Origin of the sequence: Pseudomonas sp. Z5-35 (assembly GCF_051131945.1) — a bacterium.
In the GTDB taxonomy this organism is placed as follows: domain Bacteria; phylum Pseudomonadota; class Gammaproteobacteria; order Pseudomonadales; family Pseudomonadaceae; genus Aquipseudomonas; species Aquipseudomonas marvdashtae.
Genome location: NZ_CP071640.1, coordinates 4146788 through 4163498, shown reverse-complemented (window position 1 = coordinate 4163498; position 16711 = coordinate 4146788). Strand labels below are relative to the sequence as shown.

Below are 16711 nucleotides of genomic sequence, written 5' to 3'. Positions count from 1 at the left end.
GGAGACTTATTAATCCTTGAAAACAAAAAGCCCACCTTTTCGGTGGGCTTCGTGTTCAGCATTCAAGCATCCATCAGAACAGCTTCGTCTCTGGCGCTTTCTCCGCGATCGGCTCGTGCTTGCCGGTCTCGGCATTCCAACCACCGCCCAGTGCCTTGTACAAATTGACCTCGCTGGTCAGCTGCGAAAGGCGGTCAGTGATCAGCGATTGTTGCGCGCTGAAAAGCTGGCGCTGGGCATCAAGGAAGGTCAGGTTGCTGTCGACACCGATGCGGTAGCGCCGCTCGGCCAGGCGGTAGTAGTCCTGGTTGGCGGCGACGAAGTCGGTCTGCGCCTGCAACTGTTCGTTGTAGGTCTGGCGCGCGGCCAGGCCGTCCGAGACTTCCTGAAACGCCGTCTGAATAGACTTCTCGTAGTTGGCCACGTTGATGTCTTTTTGGATCTTGGCGTAATCCAGGCTTGCCCGCAGGCTGCCGGCGTTGAAGATCGGCAGGTTGATCTGCGGCGCGAAGGACCAGGTGCCCGAGCCGCCCTTGAACAGGCCGGACAGGTCCGGGCTCAGGGTGCCGGCGTTGGCCGTCAGGCTGATGCTCGGGAAGAACGCGGCCCGCGCGGCACCGATGTTGGCGTTGGCGGCCAGCAGGTTGCGTTCGGCCTGGAGGATGTCCGGGCGCCGTTGCAGCAGGTCCGACGGCAAACCGGCCGGCACTTCGCTCAGCAGGTCATCGCTCAGCGGTTGGGTGCGCAGGTTGGCCGGCAGGCCGGTGCCCAGCAGCAGGGTCAGGCTGTTTTCATCCTGGGCCACCTGACGGGTGTAACGGGCCAATTGCACCCGGGCGTTTTCCACCGCCGTACGTGCCTGGCTCAACTCCAGGGCCGAGGCCACGCCGACTTCGGCGCTGCGCGAGGTCAGCTTCAGGCTTTGCTCGTAAGTTCCCAGGGTGTCCTGGGTCAGCTTGAGCAGTTCCTTGTCGGCCTGCCAGGTCAGGTAGGCGTTGGCGACGTTGGCCACCAGGCTGATCTGCGTGCTGCGGCGGGCTTCTTCGGTAGCGAAGTAGTTCTGCAGCGCTTGCTCGCTCAGGCTGCGGACGCGGCCGAACAAATCCAGCTCATAGGCGCTGATGCCCAAAGTCGCCGAGTAGGAACTGGTGATTGCTGCTTCACCGGTTTGCGAGGCCCGTGCCGGCACCCGCTGACGGTTGCCGGAGCCCGTGGCCGAGACCGCCGGGAACAGGTCCGCCCGCTGGATGCGGTATTGCGCGGCGTAGGCATCGATGTTCAGGGCCGCGACGCGCAGGTCGCGGTTGTTTTCCAGGGCGACCTGGATCAGCTGTTGCAGCGCCGGGTCATGGAAGAACTGTTTCCAGCCTTGCTCGGCAGCGGCCTGGCCGGGTGCCTTGGCCGGCTCGTAGGCCGGACCTTGCGGGTACTGGGCCGCGACCGGTGCTTCGGGCCGCTGGTAGTCGGGAATCAGCGAGCAACCGCTGAGCACGACGGCGGCGATGGTCAGGGAAAGTAGCGACTTGCTCATTGGCCAGCCTCTTTAGAAGTTTCAGGAGTGTTGTCCTGGTCGATATTTTTTCGGCGACCCATCGACGACACCGTCACGAAGAACAAGGGCACCCAGAAGATTGCCAGGATGGTCGCGGTGAGCATACCGCCAATCACGCCGGTACCGATGGCGTGCTGGCTGCCCGAACCGGCGCCGGTGGAGATCGCCAGCGGAACCACGCCGAGGACGAACGCCAGGGACGTCATGATGATCGGTCGCAGACGCATCCTACAGGCTTCGATGGCGGCTTCCGTCAAGGTCTTGCCCTGTTCATGGAGTTCCTTGGCGAACTCGACGATCAGGATGGCGTTTTTCGCCGCCAGCCCGATGGTTGTCAACAGGCCCACCTGGAAGTACACGTCATTGGACAGGCCGCGCAGGCTGGTGGCCAGCAGGGCACCGATGATCCCCAGTGGCACCACGAGCATGACCGCGATCGGGATCGACCAGCTTTCATACAGCGCCGCCAGGCACAGGAACACCATCAGCAGCGACAACGCATACAACGCCGGCGCCTGGGAACCCGACAGGCGTTCCTCGTACGACAGGCCAGTCCAGGAAATACCGACACCGGCCGGCAGCTTCTTGGCGATGGCTTCTACTTCGGCCATCGCTTCACCCGTGGAGTAACCCGGGGCCGGGGCACCGAGGATTTCCATCGCTTCTACGCCGTTGTAACGGGCCAGTTTTGGCGAGCCGTAGATCCATTCTCCCTTGGCAAACGCGGTGAACGGCACCATGGTCCCGGCGCTGTTGCGCACGTACCACTTCTGCAGGTCTTCTGGGCTCATGCGCGCGCCCGGCTGGCCTTGTATGTACACCTTCTTCACACGACCACGGTCGATGAAGTCGTTCACATAGCTACTGCCCAAGGCAATCGACAGGGTGTTGTTGATGTCCGAAAGGGTAATGCCCAGCGCGCTGGCCTTCTCGTCGTCAATTTCCAGTTGATATTGCGGTTCGTCGTTCAGGCCGTTCGGACGCACCTGGGACAGGATCTTGCTTTGCGAAGCCATGCCCAGGAACTGGTTGCGGGCTTCCATCAACTTGTCGTGGCCGATACCGGCGCGGTCCTGCAGGAACACGTCGAAACCGGTCGCGTTCCCCAGCTCCAATACCGCTGGCGGGGCGAAGGCGAACACCATGGCGTCGCGGAAGGAGAAGAAGTGCTGCTGGGCGCGCGCGGCGATTTTCGACACGCTGTTGTCGGCGTTCCGCTCGTCCCAAGGACGCAGCATGATGAAGGCCATGCCGGAGCTCTGGCCACGACCGGCGAAGTTGAAGCCGGTCACGGTGAACACCGAAGCCACGCCGTCGCCTTCACCGCCATCCTTGCTCGGACGCAGCAGGAACTCACGCATCTTGTCCACTACCACCTGGGTGCGTTCGGCGCTGGAGCCGGCCGGTGTCTGCACCTGGGCGAACAGTACGCCCTGGTCTTCTTCCGGCAGGAACGCCGTCGGGATGCGGGTGAACAGCCAGATCATGCCGACCACGATAATCAGGTAGGCCAGCAGGTACGGCGCCTTGTGCTTGAGCATATTGCCCACGCCCCGCTCGTAGCTGCGGACACTGCGGTCGAAATTACGGTTGAACCAGCCGAAGAAGCCGCGTTTCGGCGTGCCGTGCTCACCCTTCGGAATGGCCTTGAGCATGGTGGCGCACAGGGCCGGGGTGAAGATCAGGGCAACCAGCACCGACAGGGCCATGGCCGAGACGATGGTGATGGAGAACTGCTTGTAGATCACGCCGGTGGAACCGCTGAAAAATGCCATCGGCAGCAGTACCGCCGAGAGCACCAGGGCAATGCCCACCAAGGCGCCCTGGATCTGGCCCATGGACTTTTTGGTGGCCTCCTTGGGCGACAGGCCTTCTTCGCTCATCACCCGTTCGACGTTCTCCACCACGACAATGGCATCGTCCACCAGCAAGCCGATGGCCAGCACCATGCCGAACATGGTCAGGGTGTTGATGCTGAAGCCAAACGCCGCGAGGATCCCGAAGGTACCCAGCAATACCACCGGCACCGTCATCGTAGTGATGATGGTGGCGCGGAAGTTCTGCAGGAAAAGGAACATCACCAGGAATACCAGCACGACCGCTTCGACCAGGGTTTCAACCACACCCTTGATCGATTCGCTCACCACCGGCGTGGTGTCATACGGGAACACCACTTCCATGCCTTGCGGGAAGAACGGCTTGAGATCGTCGATGGTCTGGCGCAGGGCCTTTGCCGTGTCGAGGGCGTTGGCGCCGTTGGCCAGTTTCACCGCCAGGCCGGATGCCGGGGCGCCGTTGAACTGGGCGCTGATGCTGTAGTTTTCACCGCCCAGGCCCACATCGGCCACGTCGCCGACGCGCACTTGCGAACCGTCCGGGTTGACCTTGAGCAGGATCGCCTTGAACTGCTCGGCGGTCTGCAGACGGGTCTTGCCGATGATGGTGGCGTTCAGTTGCTGGCCGGGCAGGGCGGGCAAGCCGCCGAGTTGGCCGGATGAAACCTGGACGTTCTGCGCGGCGATGGCGGTTCTCACGTCCACCGGGGTCAGGTTGAAATTGTTCAACTTGGCCGGGTCGAGCCAGATCCGCATCGCGTACTGGGCGCCGAAGACCTGGAAGTCACCGACACCCGCGGTGCGCGAGATCGGGTCCTGCATGTTGGACACGATGTAGTTGGACAGATCGTCCTTGGTCATGCTGCCGTCGCGCGACACCACGCCGATGACCATCAGGAAGTTCTTCACCGCCTTGGTCACACGGATGCCCTGTTGCTGCACTTCTTGCGGCAGCAGCGGGGTGGCCAGGTTCAGCTTGTTTTGCACCTGGACCTGCGCGGTATCGGAGTTGGTGCCCTGCTCGAAGGTCGCGGTGATGGTCATGCTGCCATCGGAGTTACTTTCCGACGATACATAACGCAGGTTGTCGATGCCGTTGAGCTGTTGCTCAATGACCTGGACCACGGTGTCCTGCACGGTTTGTGCGGACGCGCCTGGGTAAGTCACCTGGATCGCAATGGCTGGCGGCGCGATGCTCGGGTATTGGTTGATCGGCAATTTGAGGATCGATAGAGCACCGACCAGCATGATCACCAGGGCGATCACCCAGGCGAAAATCGGACGGTCGATAAAGAATTTCGACATGGTTTACTCCCCTTTGCCGCCGGCGGCTTTGTCAGCTGCCTGGGCGGGGGCCGGGTTGTTTGCGCCAACGTTGGTGGCTTCGGTGGCTTTGACTTCCACCCCTGGCCGTACGTACTGCAATCCCTCGGTAATCAAGCGATCGCCGGCCTTGAGGCCGTCTTCGATCAGCCACTGGCTGCCAACGGTGCGGCTGGCCTTGAGCTGGCGCAGTTCGACCTTGTTGTCCGCGCCAACGACCAATGCGGTCGGCATGCCCTTGAGATCGCGAGTCACGCCTTGCTGCGGCGCGAGGATTGCCGCGCTGTTCACGCCGGCCTGCAGTTGCGCATGAACGAACATGCCTGGCAGCAGCGTGTGGTCAGGGTTTGGGAACACGGCGCGCAAGGTCACCGAACCGGTGGTCTGGTCGACCGACACCTCGGAAAATTCCAGTTTGCCCTCGTGCGGGTACTGGCTGCCGTCTTCCAGGGTCAACTTGACCATGGCGGCGTTGTCGCCAGCCTTTTGCAAACGACCGCTTTCAAGTTCACGGCGCAGTTGCAACAACTCGACGGAGCTCTGCGTCACGTCGACATAGATCGGGTCCAGCTGCTGGATGGTCGCCAGGGCATCGGTCTGGCCGTTGCTCACCAGCGCACCTTCGGTCACCGACGAGCGGCCGATGCGGCCGGAAATTGGTGCATAGACCTTGGTGTAGCGCACGTTGATCTGGGCGGTCTGCAGGTTGGCTTCCGACTCCAGGCGATTGGCCACGGCGGTGTCGTATTCCTGGCGGCTGACGGCCTGTTCGTCCACCAACTGCTTGTAGCGGTCGGAAATCGACTTGGTGGACCGCAGGTTCGCCTCGGCGCTCTTGAGGGTCGCTTCATACACGGCCGGGTCGATCTGGTACAGCTGCTGGCCGGCCTTGACGTCGGCGCCTTCCTTGAACAGGCGCTTGAGAATGATCCCGTTGACCTGTGGCCGTACTTCCGCGACGCGAAACGCGCTGGTGCGGCCCGGCAGTTCCGAGGTCAAGGTAAAAGGTTGGGTCTTGAGGGTTACAACGCCGACCTGAGGGGGCGGTGCGGCAGGTGCCGCCTCTTCCTTTTTGCATCCGCTAAGCAGCGATGCCAGGGCGATGGCAGTAACCAGAGCGGTAACAGCTGGCTTGAATTGCATGGAAATCCTCGGGTCCAGGCGCGTAATGGGCGCGCTCGAAAAATGAAAGATGAAAAAAGAGCGAGATACGCAATTAGTAGGATGCTAAGAAATATACTTACGTACACGGTTGTTTGTAAACAGCCAAATTGCGTACCATCCGGATTTACAAAAGCCTGACAAAGGCCAATGTGGGGCGGGGACGCGACCTGACAGGCGCTGCCTCATAGCTTGTCCTGCTGATCCTTACGCATTGCTTACGCATCCTGATTGAGGTGTTTACTGCCATGGTCCGTCGTACCAAAGAGGAAGCGCTGGAGACTCGCAGCCAGATACTCGAAGCGGCCGAAAAAGCGTTTTTCGAACGAGGCGTGGCGCGCACGACGCTGGCCGATATCGCCATGCTCGCCGGCGTGACGCGTGGCGCGATCTACTGGCATTTCAGCAACAAGGCGGACTTGCTCCAGGCCATGCTTGACACCTTGCATGAGCCGCTCGATGAACTGGCCCGCGCCAGCGAAAACGAAGAGGAGCTTGACCCTCTGGGCTGCGTGCGCAAGCTGCTGGTGCGGTTGTTCCAACAGGTGGCCCTGGATCCGAAAACCCGACGCATTAATGAGATCCTGTTCCATAAGTGCGAGTTCACCGATGAAATGTGTGACTTGCGACAGCAGCGACGAGAGGTCAGCCTCGATTGCAATGTGCGAATTGCACTGTCGTTGCTCAATGCAATGAAACGCGGCCAATTGCCGCATGACCTTGACCCGGAAAGGGCCGCCGTGGCGATACATGCCTACATCGACGGCATCCTCTACCAATGGCTGTTGGCCCCCGACAGCTTCGCACTGGCGGGCGAGGCCGAGCGCTGGGTGGAGATCGGGCTGGATATGCTGCACCTGAGCCCGAGCCTGCGCAAATGAAACAAAATGCGTAATTGCGTCGCTTTGTGTCAATAGCCGATCCTAACGTACCCCGCTGGGCCTGATCCCGGCGGGGTACTTTATATAGCTGCTCCGGCGCCTTTGACAGGCGGCGAGCCGGCTATTTTGTAGGGAAATTGTTGCGTGTTGGTTAAGTCGCGTCTCGGTCGGGCACTCCCCTTGGTAGGCGCAGGGGTAAAGCCGATCAGCTCGGGTTGTTATCGTCGACTGTCAGGCTAATGGTGTAGCTGAACGGCGCTTCAGTCATTTTTTGGGTGATGACAGCTTTGCAACTGTAGTTGTCATTGCCAGAAGTATTAACTGTTTTACTCCAGCGAGGGTTGTAGCTGGGCTCCGACCAGCCAGGAATAATGGGAACTTCGAGTCGAGTGACAAGTTGGCAAATATGGCCGTTGATTTCATAAGTCAGGTTGAACTGGATGGGCGAGATTTTTCTGAGTGTGGGTTGCCAGCCGGACGTCGGGTAAGTGAATATCCTTTGAAAAGGGATGTTTATATTGCGCAGCTTGTTCGGCGCTACGTCGTAGCCCGAAGTAGGATAGTCGGGTGGCAGAACCGAAAGATGTGTCAATTTCAACGTGTCCGAACTGTTGTTCGTGACTTGAACCAATACGGCAGTGTCCGCCAGGGCGCTGCTGATAAATACTGGCGTCAGTACGGCAGCCAGGGTGAAACGCTTTAAGTCATTCATGATGGACTCTTCCATGAGCACAGATGCAGTTGGGTTTGCATGAGCTGTTTGATGTATAAGTTATTTGCTGTGGGGCGGTGATATAACTGGGGTGTTTGTCACTGTCTCAGCGCATTTATTATTATCGAGTTCCAGGTGATCAATCCAGCGAGCGGGTTGTTTGGGTTGTTTTATGATGTGTCGTCACTGTGTGGGTGGGCATGGGTTGTTGATGGGGTAAGTGTGCCAGGCATAAAAAAAGCCCCGGCGTCTTTCGATGCCGAGGCTTTTGCATATACAGCGGTCGTGAACTTACATGACGGGATAATCGATATAACCCACCGGTCCCTTGGCATAAAAGGTTTCCGGATGCGCTTCGTTCAGCGGTGCATCGGTTTTCAAGCGTGCCGGCAGGTCGGGGTTGGCAATGAACGGCACACCGAACGCCACGGCGTCGGCCTTGCCCTCGGCCAGCCAGGCATTGGCGCTCTCCTTGGTGAAGCGTTCGTTGGCAATGTACGGGCCGCCGAAGGCTTGCTTGAGTTGTGGGCCAATGCTGTCTTCGCCTTCTTTTTCCCGGGAGCAGATGAAGGCGATGCCACGCTTGCCCAATTCACGAGCCACGTAGCTGAAGGTTTCCAGGCGGTTCTCGTCGCCCATGTCATGGGAGTCGGCACGCGGTGCCAAGTGCACGCCAACACGGCCGGCGCCCCAGACTTCGATGGCGGCGTCGGTCACTTCCAGCAGCAGGCGCGCACGGTTCTCCAGGGAACCGCCGTAGTTGTCGGTGCGCTGGTTGGTGCTGCTTTGGAGGAACTGGTCAAGGAGGTAGCCGTTGGCGCCGTGGATTTCCACGCCGTCGAAACCGGCGGCCTTGGCGTTCTCGGCACCCACCCGGTAGGCGTCGACGATGTCGGCGATCTCAGCGGTTTCCAATGCGCGTGGGGTCGGGTAGTCGGCCAGCGGCCGCACCAGGCTCACGTGGCCCTTTGGCTGGATGGCGCTCGGCGCGACCGGAAGTTCACCGTTCAGATAGGAAGGATGCGAGATTCGCCCCACATGCCACAGTTGCAGGAAGATCTTGCCGCCGGCGCCGTGGATGGCCTTGGTCACGTTGGCCCAACCGCGTACCTGGTCGTTGGACCAGATCCCCGGGGTATCCGGATAGCCCACGCCCATCGGCGTCACCGAAGTGGCTTCGCTGAGGATCAACCCGGCGGAGGCGCGTTGCACGTAATACTCGGCCATCAGCGCGTTGGGCACACGGCCCGCGTCAGCGCGGCAGCGGGTCAGCGGAGCCATGATGATGCGGTTCTTCAGCTCGATGTCGCCGAGTTTGATAGGGTCGAAAATTGTCGCCATGAAATAACAACCTCGCAAGTAAAAGGATTAAAGGTCAGTGAGTGGCAGGCGCCAGGCCGGCATTGCCGCCCTGGCGGAAAGTAATCAGGGTCACCAGCAGCGCCAGCACGGCGAGTGCGCCAGCAGCCAGGGGCACGGCGGTCAGGCCCAGGCCATGGGCGATGACGCTGCCGCCGACCCAGGCGCCCAAGGCGTTGCCGATGTTGAAGGCGCCGATGTTCAAGGTGGAAACCAGGTTCGGCGCATCTTTGCCGAAGGTCACCACGTTGACTTGCAGCGCCGGCACCGCGGCGAAGCACGCCGTGGCCCAGAGGAACAGGGTGATTTCAGTCGGGATCAGCGCCACGCTGGTCCAGCTCAGTACCGTTGAGACCACCGCCATGGCGATGAAAACGCCCATCAGTGTGTTGACCAGGCTCTTGTCCGCTAGCTTGCCGCCAATGATGTTGCCCAAGGTCAGACCCAGGCCGATCAACACCAGGGTCCAGGTCACGCCACGGGGCGATACGCCGGTGACTTCGCCCAGCAACGGGGCGACGTAGGTGAACAAGGTGAACACCGAGGCGGAGAACAGCGCGGTGATGCCCAGGGACAGCCACAGGCCGGCGCCTTTGAGCGCCACCAGCTCCGAACGCATGTCGAGTTTTTCCTCGTCGCGCTTGGCCGGCAGGAAGCGGATCAGGCCGATCAGCGCAATCACACCAATGACCGTTACCGCCCAGAAGGTCGAGCGCCAGCCGGCCTGCTGGCCAAGCGCGGTGCCCAGCGGTACACCGAGCACATTGGCCAGCGTCAGGCCGGTGAACATCAGGGCAACCGCCGAAGCGCGCTTGTTAGGCGCTACCAGCCCGGCCGCCACCACCGAACCGATGCCGAAGAACGCACCGTGGCACAGAGCGGTAACGACCCGGGCGAACATCAACACGTTGTAGTCACTGGCGATGGCACAAAGCAGGTTGCCGACGATGAATATCCCCATCAACACCACCAGCGCTGCCTTGCGCGGCAGTCGCGCAGTGGCCAGGGCCATGAACGGTGCTCCGATGGCCACGCCGAGGGCGTAGCCGGTCACCAGCCAGCCGGCGCCGGGAATCGAGACGCCCAAATCCGCCGCCACATCGGGCAACAGGCCCATGATGACGAATTCCGTCGTGCCGATGGCGAAGGCGCTCAGCGCCAGGATGATGAGTGAAAGGGGCATGTCGAATCCTTGTCAGGTTAGAGCTCTTGGCTCATTTGCTTGAGGAACTGCTGGATCACTTCCTCGTTGCGTTTGAAGAAGTGCCATTGACCGACCTTCTGGCTGGTAATCAGCCCCGCCCGTTGCAATACCGCCAAGTGCGCAGACACCGTGGATTGCGACAGGCCGCAACGCTGGTCGATCTGCCCGGCGCAAATGCCGAACTCGTGGTTGTGCAACTGTTCGGGGAATTGGACCTTGGGGTCCTTGAGCCAGTTGAGGATGTCTCGCCGTACTGGGTGCGCCAGGGCTTTTATTATTTCGTCGAGGTCGAGGGTCATGGGCTGCTCATTTGAGTAACGCTATATCGCGATGAGGCGAACCTTAAATCGTTGCTTCCCGATATACCAATATGTATTTGATCTGAACGCCGAACAAATCGCTATATCGGGTTATAACGATACAGGCACAGCGGTGCTAAGCTGCCCGCCATGAACTATCTCGCACACCTGCACCTCGGCGGCCCTGGCCGGGAACAACTGCTCGGCAGCCTCTATGGCGATTTCGTCAAAGGTCCTCTGCAAGGGCAATACGATCCGCAGATCGAAGCGGCGATAGCCCTGCATCGACGCATCGACATGTACACCGATCGCCATCCGTTGGTGGACATCGCCTTGTCGCGCTTCTCCACGGTGCGGCGGCGTTATGCCGGGATCGTGCTGGACGTGTTTTTCGATCATTGCCTGGCGCGGGACTGGATGCTGTACGGCGAAGGCCCGTTGGTCGACTTCACTTCCCGGGTCTACCAGGTCCTTGCCAACGAACCTCGATTGCCAGGACGCTTGGCGCAGATCGCGCCTTACATGGCGGCGGATGACTGGTTGGGGTCTTATCAGCAATTTCAGGTGCTGGGACAGGTGTTGCGCGGCATCTCGCGACGCCTATCCCGGCCCGAAGAACTGGCCGGGGCGATGGAGGAGTTGGTCAGGCTTTATGAGCCGTTAAGCGAGGACTTCCGGTTGTTCTACCCGCAGCTTCAGGATTTTGTGCAGAACCACTCGACAGCGCAAAACTGAAGGGATCAGGCCGCAATCGCAGGCCGCATCGGCACGTGTTGCTTCTCGGGTATCGCACCAAACAATGCCTTGTGTACCGCCTGTTGCGCCTGGAATGCCAGCGCTGCGCGTTCTTGGCCGTGGCAGGCGATAGGTTCGAGCAAATGGATTTCTACGTCGCCACGGTCGTTGGCAAACAGACGCATCAGGTGCGATAGCAGATCGTCATCGCCCACGAACGGTGCCAGCAAGTCGATTTCGCCATTGCGCAGGTAACGGATCGCTACCGGTTGCAAGGCGACGTCGGCGTCGATGGCCGCCGACAACAGGCGACCATGAAAGGTGCGCAGGGTCCGGCCGTCAGTGGTGGTGCCTTCCGGGAACATCAACAGCGGATGGGCTTGTTCCAGGTGTCGGCTCATCTGCTTGCGGATCAACTGGCTGTCGCCGGAACCACGACGTATGAACAGGCTGCCAGCCTTGGCGGCCAGCCATCCGGCCACCGGCCAGGTGCGCACCTCAGCCTTGGACAAAAACGATAGCGGAGCGAGCATGCCCAGCAGTGGGATGTCGGTCCATGACACATGGTTGCTGACCCACAGCATCGGCCGTTGCGGCAGTTGACCGTGGACGGTGACGGAAAAGGGCAGGGCATGGCTCAGCCGCGCCATGAAAAACCGCGACCAGCGCTGGCGACGGACCATGGAGTTGGCCACCCCCAGGCGCTCGAACAGGCCGAACACGCTGGCCATGGTCAGGCCCAGGGTCACCACCAGTAAGACTCGCGCGATTCGCGCGTACACCCGCAGCCGGCTCATCAGACCGCCGCCTTGAAGTGACGGGCATAGCGCGGGCAGAGTTCGTCGCGCTTGAGCAGGATGAACACGTCCGCCACTTGGAAGTCCTCGTCCCAGCACGGCTCGCCGCAGATTTTCGCGCCCAGGCGCATATAAGCCTTGAGCAATGGCGGCATCTCGGCGATGACGTTGGACGGCACGTCCAGGGTCGGCAAGGGTTTTTTCGGTACCGCTTGCAGGTGTTCGGTGCACAGGTAACGTTCGCGCAGGCGCTGCATGATCGCCTGGGCCTGGACGCCGCCGTCCTGCATTGGAATGCTCGCGCAGCCCATCAAATAGCTGTAGCCGCCTTCGTTGAGAACTTCGGCCAATTCACCCCAGAGCACCGCGATGGTGCCGCCGTTGCGGTAGGCCGGGTCGACGCAGGTGCGGCCGATTTCCAGGATCGGGCCCTTGAGATGGACCAAGCCGTGGAGGCTGAACTCTTCTTCGCTGTAGAACCGGCCCAGGCTGCTGGCGGCCTGGTGATCGAGCAAGCGGGTAGTCGCCACGAGGCGGCCGGTGTTCAAGTCGCGTACGCCGATGTGGGCGCAGTGAACATCATAGTCATCCATGTCCAGACCCATCTCCGCGCCCTTGAGCTTGGCGTTGAATTCGCCGCTGAAGACGTTGAAGCGCAGGGCCTGGGCTTCTTGCAAAGCGTGGGCGCCAATCAGGCGTTCGGCTTGCAGGCGGCGTTCATTGCCGGTGTCGCTGATGCGGGCGATCTGAGTCATAGCGAATCTCCGTGCGGGCTGTGGACCCGTCTTGGGTGGCAGCCAATCGACTTTCTTTATGCAGCCATGTTGTGCAAAGTCAGGCTATGTAGCCCCGGTGTCATCGCCATGAAGCTTTGGTGATGCTTATATGACAGCCCTCCAAGGAGGCCCTTATGCCCTGGCAAACCCTGATCGAACGCGGCGAGCGACTGGCTGCTTTTTCCCACCTGGCGGACGGTTATTCGACCTTGCTGCAGCGCTTGGGGCCTGTCGCGCCGTTCGAGTTGGCCGTGGCCGGTGCGCGATTGATGGCCACGCCGGGGCTGGCTTTCCTGATGGGCTATCAAGCGGCGCTGCGGGCGCTCTGGCCGAGCGCTCCGCACAGCCTCGGCGCCTTGTGCGCCACCGAACGGCGTAGCCTCTCAGTGCGATGGCCGCGTGGCTGTATGGCGTGGGCGAGGAATGCGCCTGGCCCCAGGTCTTGCAACTGCGTCTGTTGGCGTTATTGGCCGGTTGCGCGCAGGTGAGCCGCCATAACCCGTCCAGCGCCGTCGGGCACGTGCTGCTGGGCGGGTTGTTCGCCCAGTTCGAAGGGCTCGACGGCGAGCTCAACGATGCCCTGGCCGCCGGGCCTGCGACGTGGCGCGAGATGTGGGCGCGGGACAAAGGTGTGATGGCGATTGCCGCTGGGGCACGGGCCAAGCGGTTGGCCAAGGCCCTGGGGTAGCCTGCTCAACGAGAAATCTGCTGTTGGGGAATATCCAAACTGTCATCGAGCCTGATTAGGCTTTGCAGGTTCAACCCCACGAGCTCCCGAGCATGTCCAAAGGCTGGCTGCTGATTCCGTTCCTGCTGCTCAACCTGCAGGCCCACGCCGAGGACTGGCCCGGCGAGCAGTGGCCGACCGCTCCGATGCCCACCGGGCCGGCCATCGAAGCCTTGGAGCAATACGCCTTCGCGCCTCAGGACGATGCGACCCGCCAAGGCATCCGCACCGATGCGCTGTTGGTCATCCAAGACGGTCGGCTGGTCTACGAGCGCTACGCGGGAAACACTCGGGCGGACACTGCGCACCTGACCTGGTCGATCAGCAAAAGCCTGCTGGCGACGGTGTACGGCGTCGCCTATGGCGAAAAGCTATTTGCCTTGGAAGATCCGGCAGCCAACTACTATCCGCCATTGAGCCGGCTGCCGCGCATGACCCTGGCCGATCTGTTCCACTGGGCGTCCGGCCTGGACTGGCAAGAAGACTACGAATACGCGCCGCTCAATTCCTCGGTGGTGGCGATGCTCTACACCCGTGGACGCCACGACATGGCGGCATTTACCGCCGGGCACGACAGCTTCAGCCCGCCCGGGCAGGCGTTCCGTTATTCCAGCGGCGACAGCAACCTGCTGGCGGCGGCGCTGAAAAACATCGTCGGTCCGGCGCGATATGCCGATTATCCGTGGACGGCTTTGTTCGAGCCGCTGGGCATTCGTCACGCGACGTGGGAAACCGACCCCAGCGGTACGTTCGTTGGTTCGTCCTATGCCTATCTCACCGCGCGCGACCTGGCGCGGGTCGGATTGTTGATGCAACGCGAAGGCCGCTGGGGCGGGCGGCAACTGATTCCCAAGGATTGGATCGCGTTCAACCGCGAGCCTTTCGCGCACTTTCAGGCCGGCCAGGACGAAGCCGTGCCGGGCGGGCATTGGTGGCTCAACCGCGCCGCCGATCCGACGATCCACCCCTGGCCCGATGCGCCGCCGGATACCTTCGCCGCGCTGGGCCATTGGGGCCAGGCGCTGTACGTCATTCCCAGCGCGCGGTTGGTGATCGTGCGCTACGGCGATGACCGCGACGGCAGCTACCGCCATAACGAAATGCTCAAGCGCGCCGTGGCGGCGTTCGCCGGGACGGTGCAACCATGAGGCGCAGCGTATTGCTGACCTTGTTGTCGGTGCTGCTCATCGCCCTGTTCGGCTGGATGTGGTTGGAGCGGGTGGCGTTACGGGCCTTTCCCGACATCATCAGCGCCTACACCGCCAAGGAATATTGCTCGTGCCGCTATGTGATGCTGCAACCGGCCGAATATTGCCGGGGCTATGTGAAGCAATCGGTGCCCATCAGCGAATTCCTCGAAACGGCGCAAGCGAAACGCATCACCGTCAGCGGCTTGGGGCGTAGCCACAGCGCACGGTGGATAGGCGAGCGGCAGGGGTGCCGGTTGGAGTAGATCCCGAAACGACTCCTGCCATTGTCGAAACAGACAGTTTGCAAGCGCTCTCGGCCCGGTTAAGGTTCGCCACAGGTTTATCTGCCCCCGAGTGTGTATGTTCAAGCGGTTTCTCCCTCACGCTGTCGCGAGCTTGCTTCTGGCCTGTATCGCGCTGCCGGCCCAGGCCGACTGGTACCTGGACGGCGAGTCGTCACGGCTATCGTTTATCAGCAGCAAGAACGGCAACGTCTCCGAGGTCCAGCGGTTTCTCGTGCTTCACGGCCAAGTCCAGCCCAAGGGCCAGGCGCGGTTAGAGATCGAGTTGGAATCGATCAACAGCGGCATTCCGTTGCGGGACGAGCGCATGCGCGCCGATCTTTTCGAGGTCAAGCAATTTGCCGAAGCCACCATCACCGCGCAGTTGGACCTGATGCCGATCCAGGACCTGGCCAACGGTGCGCAACTGGAACTGCGCCTGCCAGTGACGGTGGACTTGCATGGCAAGCAGCATCAATACACTGTCGAACTGTTGGCGACGCGCCTGGACGAACGCCGTTTCCAGGTCGTGACCCTGGAGCCGGTCGTGCTCAACGCGGCCGACTTCGACTTCGCGCCGAGACTGGAAAAGCTTCGTGAACTGGCCGGGTTGTCGGCCATCAGCCTCTCGGTGCCGGTAAACGCGGTGCTGATTTTTACGGCGCGCTGACGTGAGCGGCCCGGTATTTCCCTGGCGCGAAGGCAACCGTTTCGAGCTGTTGATCGACGGTCCACAGTTCTTCCCACGCATGCTGGTGGAAATCGCTCGTGCCCAAGAGCAAGTCGAGCTGGAGTTGTACCTGGTGGAGACGGGTGCTTGCGCCGAGGCGATGGTCCAAGCCCTTGTCCAGGCCGCCCGACGTGGCGTTCGCGTGCGTTGCCTGTTCGATGACTACGGTAGCTTGGCGTTTACCCTGAGCTTGCGCAATCGCCTGGTCGAGGCCGGGGTCGAGCTGCGTTTCTACAATCGCCTCAGCTGGCGCCGCTGGGTGCGCAACCTTTACCGGGATCATCGCAAATTACTCTTGGTCGATCAGCGCCTGGCGGTGGTCGGCGGCACCGGGGTGACCGATGAGTTCTGGAATCCCCTGGATGATCGCAGCGACTGGCACGAGGTGATGGTGGAGATCGTGGGTCCGCTGGTGCTCGACTGGCAGCTGCTGTTCGATCGTCAATGGCTCGCCAACCGTCATCGCCAAGCCTGGAAGCCCGCTTCTAATTTCGGCTTGCCGCGTCTGCCCCGCGTTCCGCCGATGGGTGAGGGCATGGGCCGGGTAGCCTATGCCGACGCCCGCCAGCACCGTGACATCTTGCAATCACTTTCCCGGGCGCTGAACAGCGGCCAGAAACGCATCTGGATGGCCACGCCGTATTTCCTTCCGACCTGGAACGTGCGCCGCTCGTTGCGCAAGGCTGCCGCGCGAGGCATCGATGTGCGCCTGCTGCTGACCGGGCCGCGCACCGATCATCCCTCCGTGCGCTATGCCGGACATCGTTATTACCCGCGCCTGCTCAAGGCCGGCGTAAAAATCTACGAGTACCAGCCGTGCTTTCTGCATTTGAAAATGGTGCTGGTGGACGATTGGGTCAGCATCGGCTCGTGCAATTTCGATCATTGGAACCTGCGCTTCAACCTGGAAGCCAATCTGGAAGCCCTTGATTCCGGGCTCAGCCGTGCCGTGGCAGCCAGTTTTGAACGGGACTTCGAGCAAAGCCTGCAAGTGAGCCTCGACGCGTGGCAGCGCCGACCTCTGTGGAAACGCGTCAAGCAGCGGTTATGGGGATGGGTGGATCGACTGGTGGTGAATCTGCTGGATCGGCGCGGCTAAGCGTCCATCGGCAAAACGCTGGGAGCGAGCAGGCTGGCTCCCAGGTTTAA

At 61.3% G+C, this 16711-nt stretch carries 15 protein-coding genes and 1 pseudogene; 7 read left to right on the top strand and 9 right to left on the bottom strand.

What is annotated here, in order from left to right; genetic code table 11:
* Positions 1-73: 73 nt before the first annotated feature.
* Genes adeC through J3P95_RS19040 form a run of 3 tightly spaced genes read right to left on the bottom strand, consistent with a single transcriptional unit; the run spans position 74 to position 5853 of the window.
* A complete protein-coding gene (gene adeC / locus J3P95_RS19050; protein ID WP_434558286.1) occupies positions 74-1531 on the bottom strand; it encodes an AdeC/AdeK/OprM family multidrug efflux complex outer membrane factor in 1458 nt (485 codons plus the stop codon).
* Entirely contained in the window at positions 1528-4692 is a 3165-nt protein-coding gene (emhB, locus tag J3P95_RS19045) for an efflux RND transporter permease subunit EmhB (RefSeq protein ID WP_434558285.1), read from the bottom strand. The genes adeC and emhB overlap by 4 nt, the downstream gene beginning before the upstream one ends.
* Before the next feature lie 3 nt (positions 4693-4695).
* The gene (locus tag J3P95_RS19040) at positions 4696-5853 is read right to left on the bottom strand and encodes an efflux RND transporter periplasmic adaptor subunit (protein ID WP_434558284.1); all 1158 of its coding nucleotides are present in this window, start codon (positions 5851-5853) and stop codon (positions 4696-4698) included.
* A 266-nt stretch (positions 5854-6119) separates the two neighbouring features.
* Between J3P95_RS19040 and J3P95_RS19035 the strand changes: the two genes are divergently transcribed.
* On the top strand, positions 6120-6752 hold the full coding sequence (locus J3P95_RS19035; protein WP_434580094.1) for a TetR family transcriptional regulator: 633 nt from the start codon (positions 6120-6122) through the stop codon (positions 6750-6752).
* Between the two features lie 205 nt (positions 6753-6957).
* On the opposite strand, the gene J3P95_RS19030 is transcribed toward J3P95_RS19035, so the two are convergent.
* The 4 genes from J3P95_RS19030 to J3P95_RS19015 form a co-directional block, all read right to left on the bottom strand.
* Entirely contained in the window at positions 6958-7464 is a 507-nt protein-coding gene (locus J3P95_RS19030) for a hypothetical protein (RefSeq protein ID WP_434580096.1), read from the bottom strand.
* 291 nt (positions 7465-7755) lie between these two features.
* The gene (locus J3P95_RS19025; protein WP_434558281.1) at positions 7756-8805 is read right to left on the bottom strand and encodes an alkene reductase; all 1050 of its coding nucleotides are present in this window, start codon (positions 8803-8805) and stop codon (positions 7756-7758) included.
* Between the two features lie 34 nt (positions 8806-8839).
* A complete protein-coding gene (locus tag J3P95_RS19020; protein WP_434580099.1) occupies positions 8840-10006 on the bottom strand; it encodes an MFS transporter in 1167 nt (388 codons plus the stop codon).
* A gap of 17 nt (positions 10007-10023) precedes the next feature.
* Positions 10024-10326 (bottom strand): ArsR/SmtB family transcription factor, encoded by a 303-nt coding sequence (locus tag J3P95_RS19015; RefSeq protein ID WP_003198672.1) that lies wholly within the window; start codon positions 10324-10326, stop codon positions 10024-10026.
* 150 nt (positions 10327-10476) lie between these two features.
* Here J3P95_RS19015 and J3P95_RS19010 point away from each other — a divergent pair, with 150 nt between their 5' ends.
* Positions 10477-11061, top strand: a complete 585-nt coding sequence (locus tag J3P95_RS19010) for an ACP phosphodiesterase (RefSeq protein WP_434580100.1) — start codon at positions 10477-10479, stop codon at positions 11059-11061.
* A 5-nt stretch (positions 11062-11066) separates the two neighbouring features.
* On the opposite strand, the gene J3P95_RS19005 is transcribed toward J3P95_RS19010, so the two are convergent.
* Both J3P95_RS19005 and olsB read right to left on the bottom strand, forming a co-directional pair.
* On the bottom strand, positions 11067-11858 hold the full coding sequence (locus J3P95_RS19005; protein WP_434580102.1) for a lysophospholipid acyltransferase family protein: 792 nt from the start codon (positions 11856-11858) through the stop codon (positions 11067-11069).
* Positions 11858-12613 carry an L-ornithine N(alpha)-acyltransferase gene (gene olsB / locus J3P95_RS19000; RefSeq protein WP_434580103.1) on the bottom strand — a complete coding sequence of 252 codons (756 nt, stop codon included), beginning with the start codon at positions 12611-12613 and terminating at the stop codon, positions 11858-11860. Before olsB ends, J3P95_RS19005 begins: the two co-directional genes overlap by 1 nt.
* Before the next feature lie 155 nt (positions 12614-12768).
* Between olsB and J3P95_RS18995 the strand changes: the two are divergent.
* From J3P95_RS18995 to J3P95_RS18975, 5 genes and pseudogenes are all read left to right on the top strand, one after another.
* A pseudogene (locus J3P95_RS18995) lies at positions 12769-13322 on the top strand (hypothetical protein).
* 92 nt (positions 13323-13414) lie between these two features.
* Positions 13415-14509, top strand: coding sequence for a serine hydrolase domain-containing protein (locus J3P95_RS18990; protein WP_434580105.1), 1095 nt, complete (start codon positions 13415-13417; stop codon positions 14507-14509).
* On the top strand, positions 14506-14814 hold the full coding sequence (locus tag J3P95_RS18985; protein WP_434558274.1) for an amidase: 309 nt from the start codon (positions 14506-14508) through the stop codon (positions 14812-14814). The genes J3P95_RS18990 and J3P95_RS18985 overlap by 4 nt, the downstream gene beginning before the upstream one ends.
* 97 nt (positions 14815-14911) lie before the next feature.
* Positions 14912-15502: a YceI family protein gene (locus tag J3P95_RS18980; RefSeq protein WP_434580107.1), complete on the top strand. Its 591-nt coding sequence runs from the start codon at positions 14912-14914 to the stop codon at positions 15500-15502.
* A 1-nt stretch (position 15503) separates the two neighbouring features.
* A complete protein-coding gene (locus tag J3P95_RS18975) occupies positions 15504-16661 on the top strand; it encodes a phospholipase D-like domain-containing protein (protein ID WP_434580108.1) in 1158 nt (385 codons plus the stop codon).
* Positions 16662-16711 lie beyond the last annotated feature (50 nt).

What these genes read in the sequence shown, in the direction of transcription:
- J3P95_RS19015 (WP_003198672.1), bottom strand. Translation starts at nt 10,326, where the DNA reads ATGACCCTCGACCTCGACGAAATAATAAAAGCCCTGGCGCACCCAGTA.
- J3P95_RS19010 (WP_434580100.1), top strand. Translation starts at nt 10,477, where the DNA reads ATGAACTATCTCGCACACCTGCACCTCGGCGGCCCTGGCCGGGAACAA.
- emhB (WP_434558285.1), bottom strand. Translation starts at nt 4,692, where the DNA reads ATGTCGAAATTCTTTATCGACCGTCCGATTTTCGCCTGGGTGATCGCC.
- J3P95_RS19020 (WP_434580099.1), bottom strand. Translation starts at nt 10,006, where the DNA reads ATGCCCCTTTCACTCATCATCCTGGCGCTGAGCGCCTTCGCCATCGGC.
- J3P95_RS18980 (WP_434580107.1), top strand. Translation starts at nt 14,912, where the DNA reads ATGTTCAAGCGGTTTCTCCCTCACGCTGTCGCGAGCTTGCTTCTGGCC.
- J3P95_RS18985 (WP_434558274.1), top strand. Translation starts at nt 14,506, where the DNA reads ATGAGGCGCAGCGTATTGCTGACCTTGTTGTCGGTGCTGCTCATCGCC.
- J3P95_RS18990 (WP_434580105.1), top strand. Translation starts at nt 13,415, where the DNA reads ATGTCCAAAGGCTGGCTGCTGATTCCGTTCCTGCTGCTCAACCTGCAG.
- J3P95_RS19025 (WP_434558281.1), bottom strand. Translation starts at nt 8,805, where the DNA reads ATGGCGACAATTTTCGACCCTATCAAACTCGGCGACATCGAGCTGAAG.
- adeC (WP_434558286.1), bottom strand. Translation starts at nt 1,531, where the DNA reads ATGAGCAAGTCGCTACTTTCCCTGACCATCGCCGCCGTCGTGCTCAGC.
- J3P95_RS19040 (WP_434558284.1), bottom strand. Translation starts at nt 5,853, where the DNA reads ATGCAATTCAAGCCAGCTGTTACCGCTCTGGTTACTGCCATCGCCCTG.
- J3P95_RS19030 (WP_434580096.1), bottom strand. Translation starts at nt 7,464, where the DNA reads ATGAATGACTTAAAGCGTTTCACCCTGGCTGCCGTACTGACGCCAGTA.
- J3P95_RS19035 (WP_434580094.1), top strand. Translation starts at nt 6,120, where the DNA reads ATGGTCCGTCGTACCAAAGAGGAAGCGCTGGAGACTCGCAGCCAGATA.
- olsB (WP_434580103.1), bottom strand. Translation starts at nt 12,613, where the DNA reads ATGACTCAGATCGCCCGCATCAGCGACACCGGCAATGAACGCCGCCTG.
- J3P95_RS19005 (WP_434580102.1), bottom strand. Translation starts at nt 11,858, where the DNA reads ATGAGCCGGCTGCGGGTGTACGCGCGAATCGCGCGAGTCTTACTGGTG.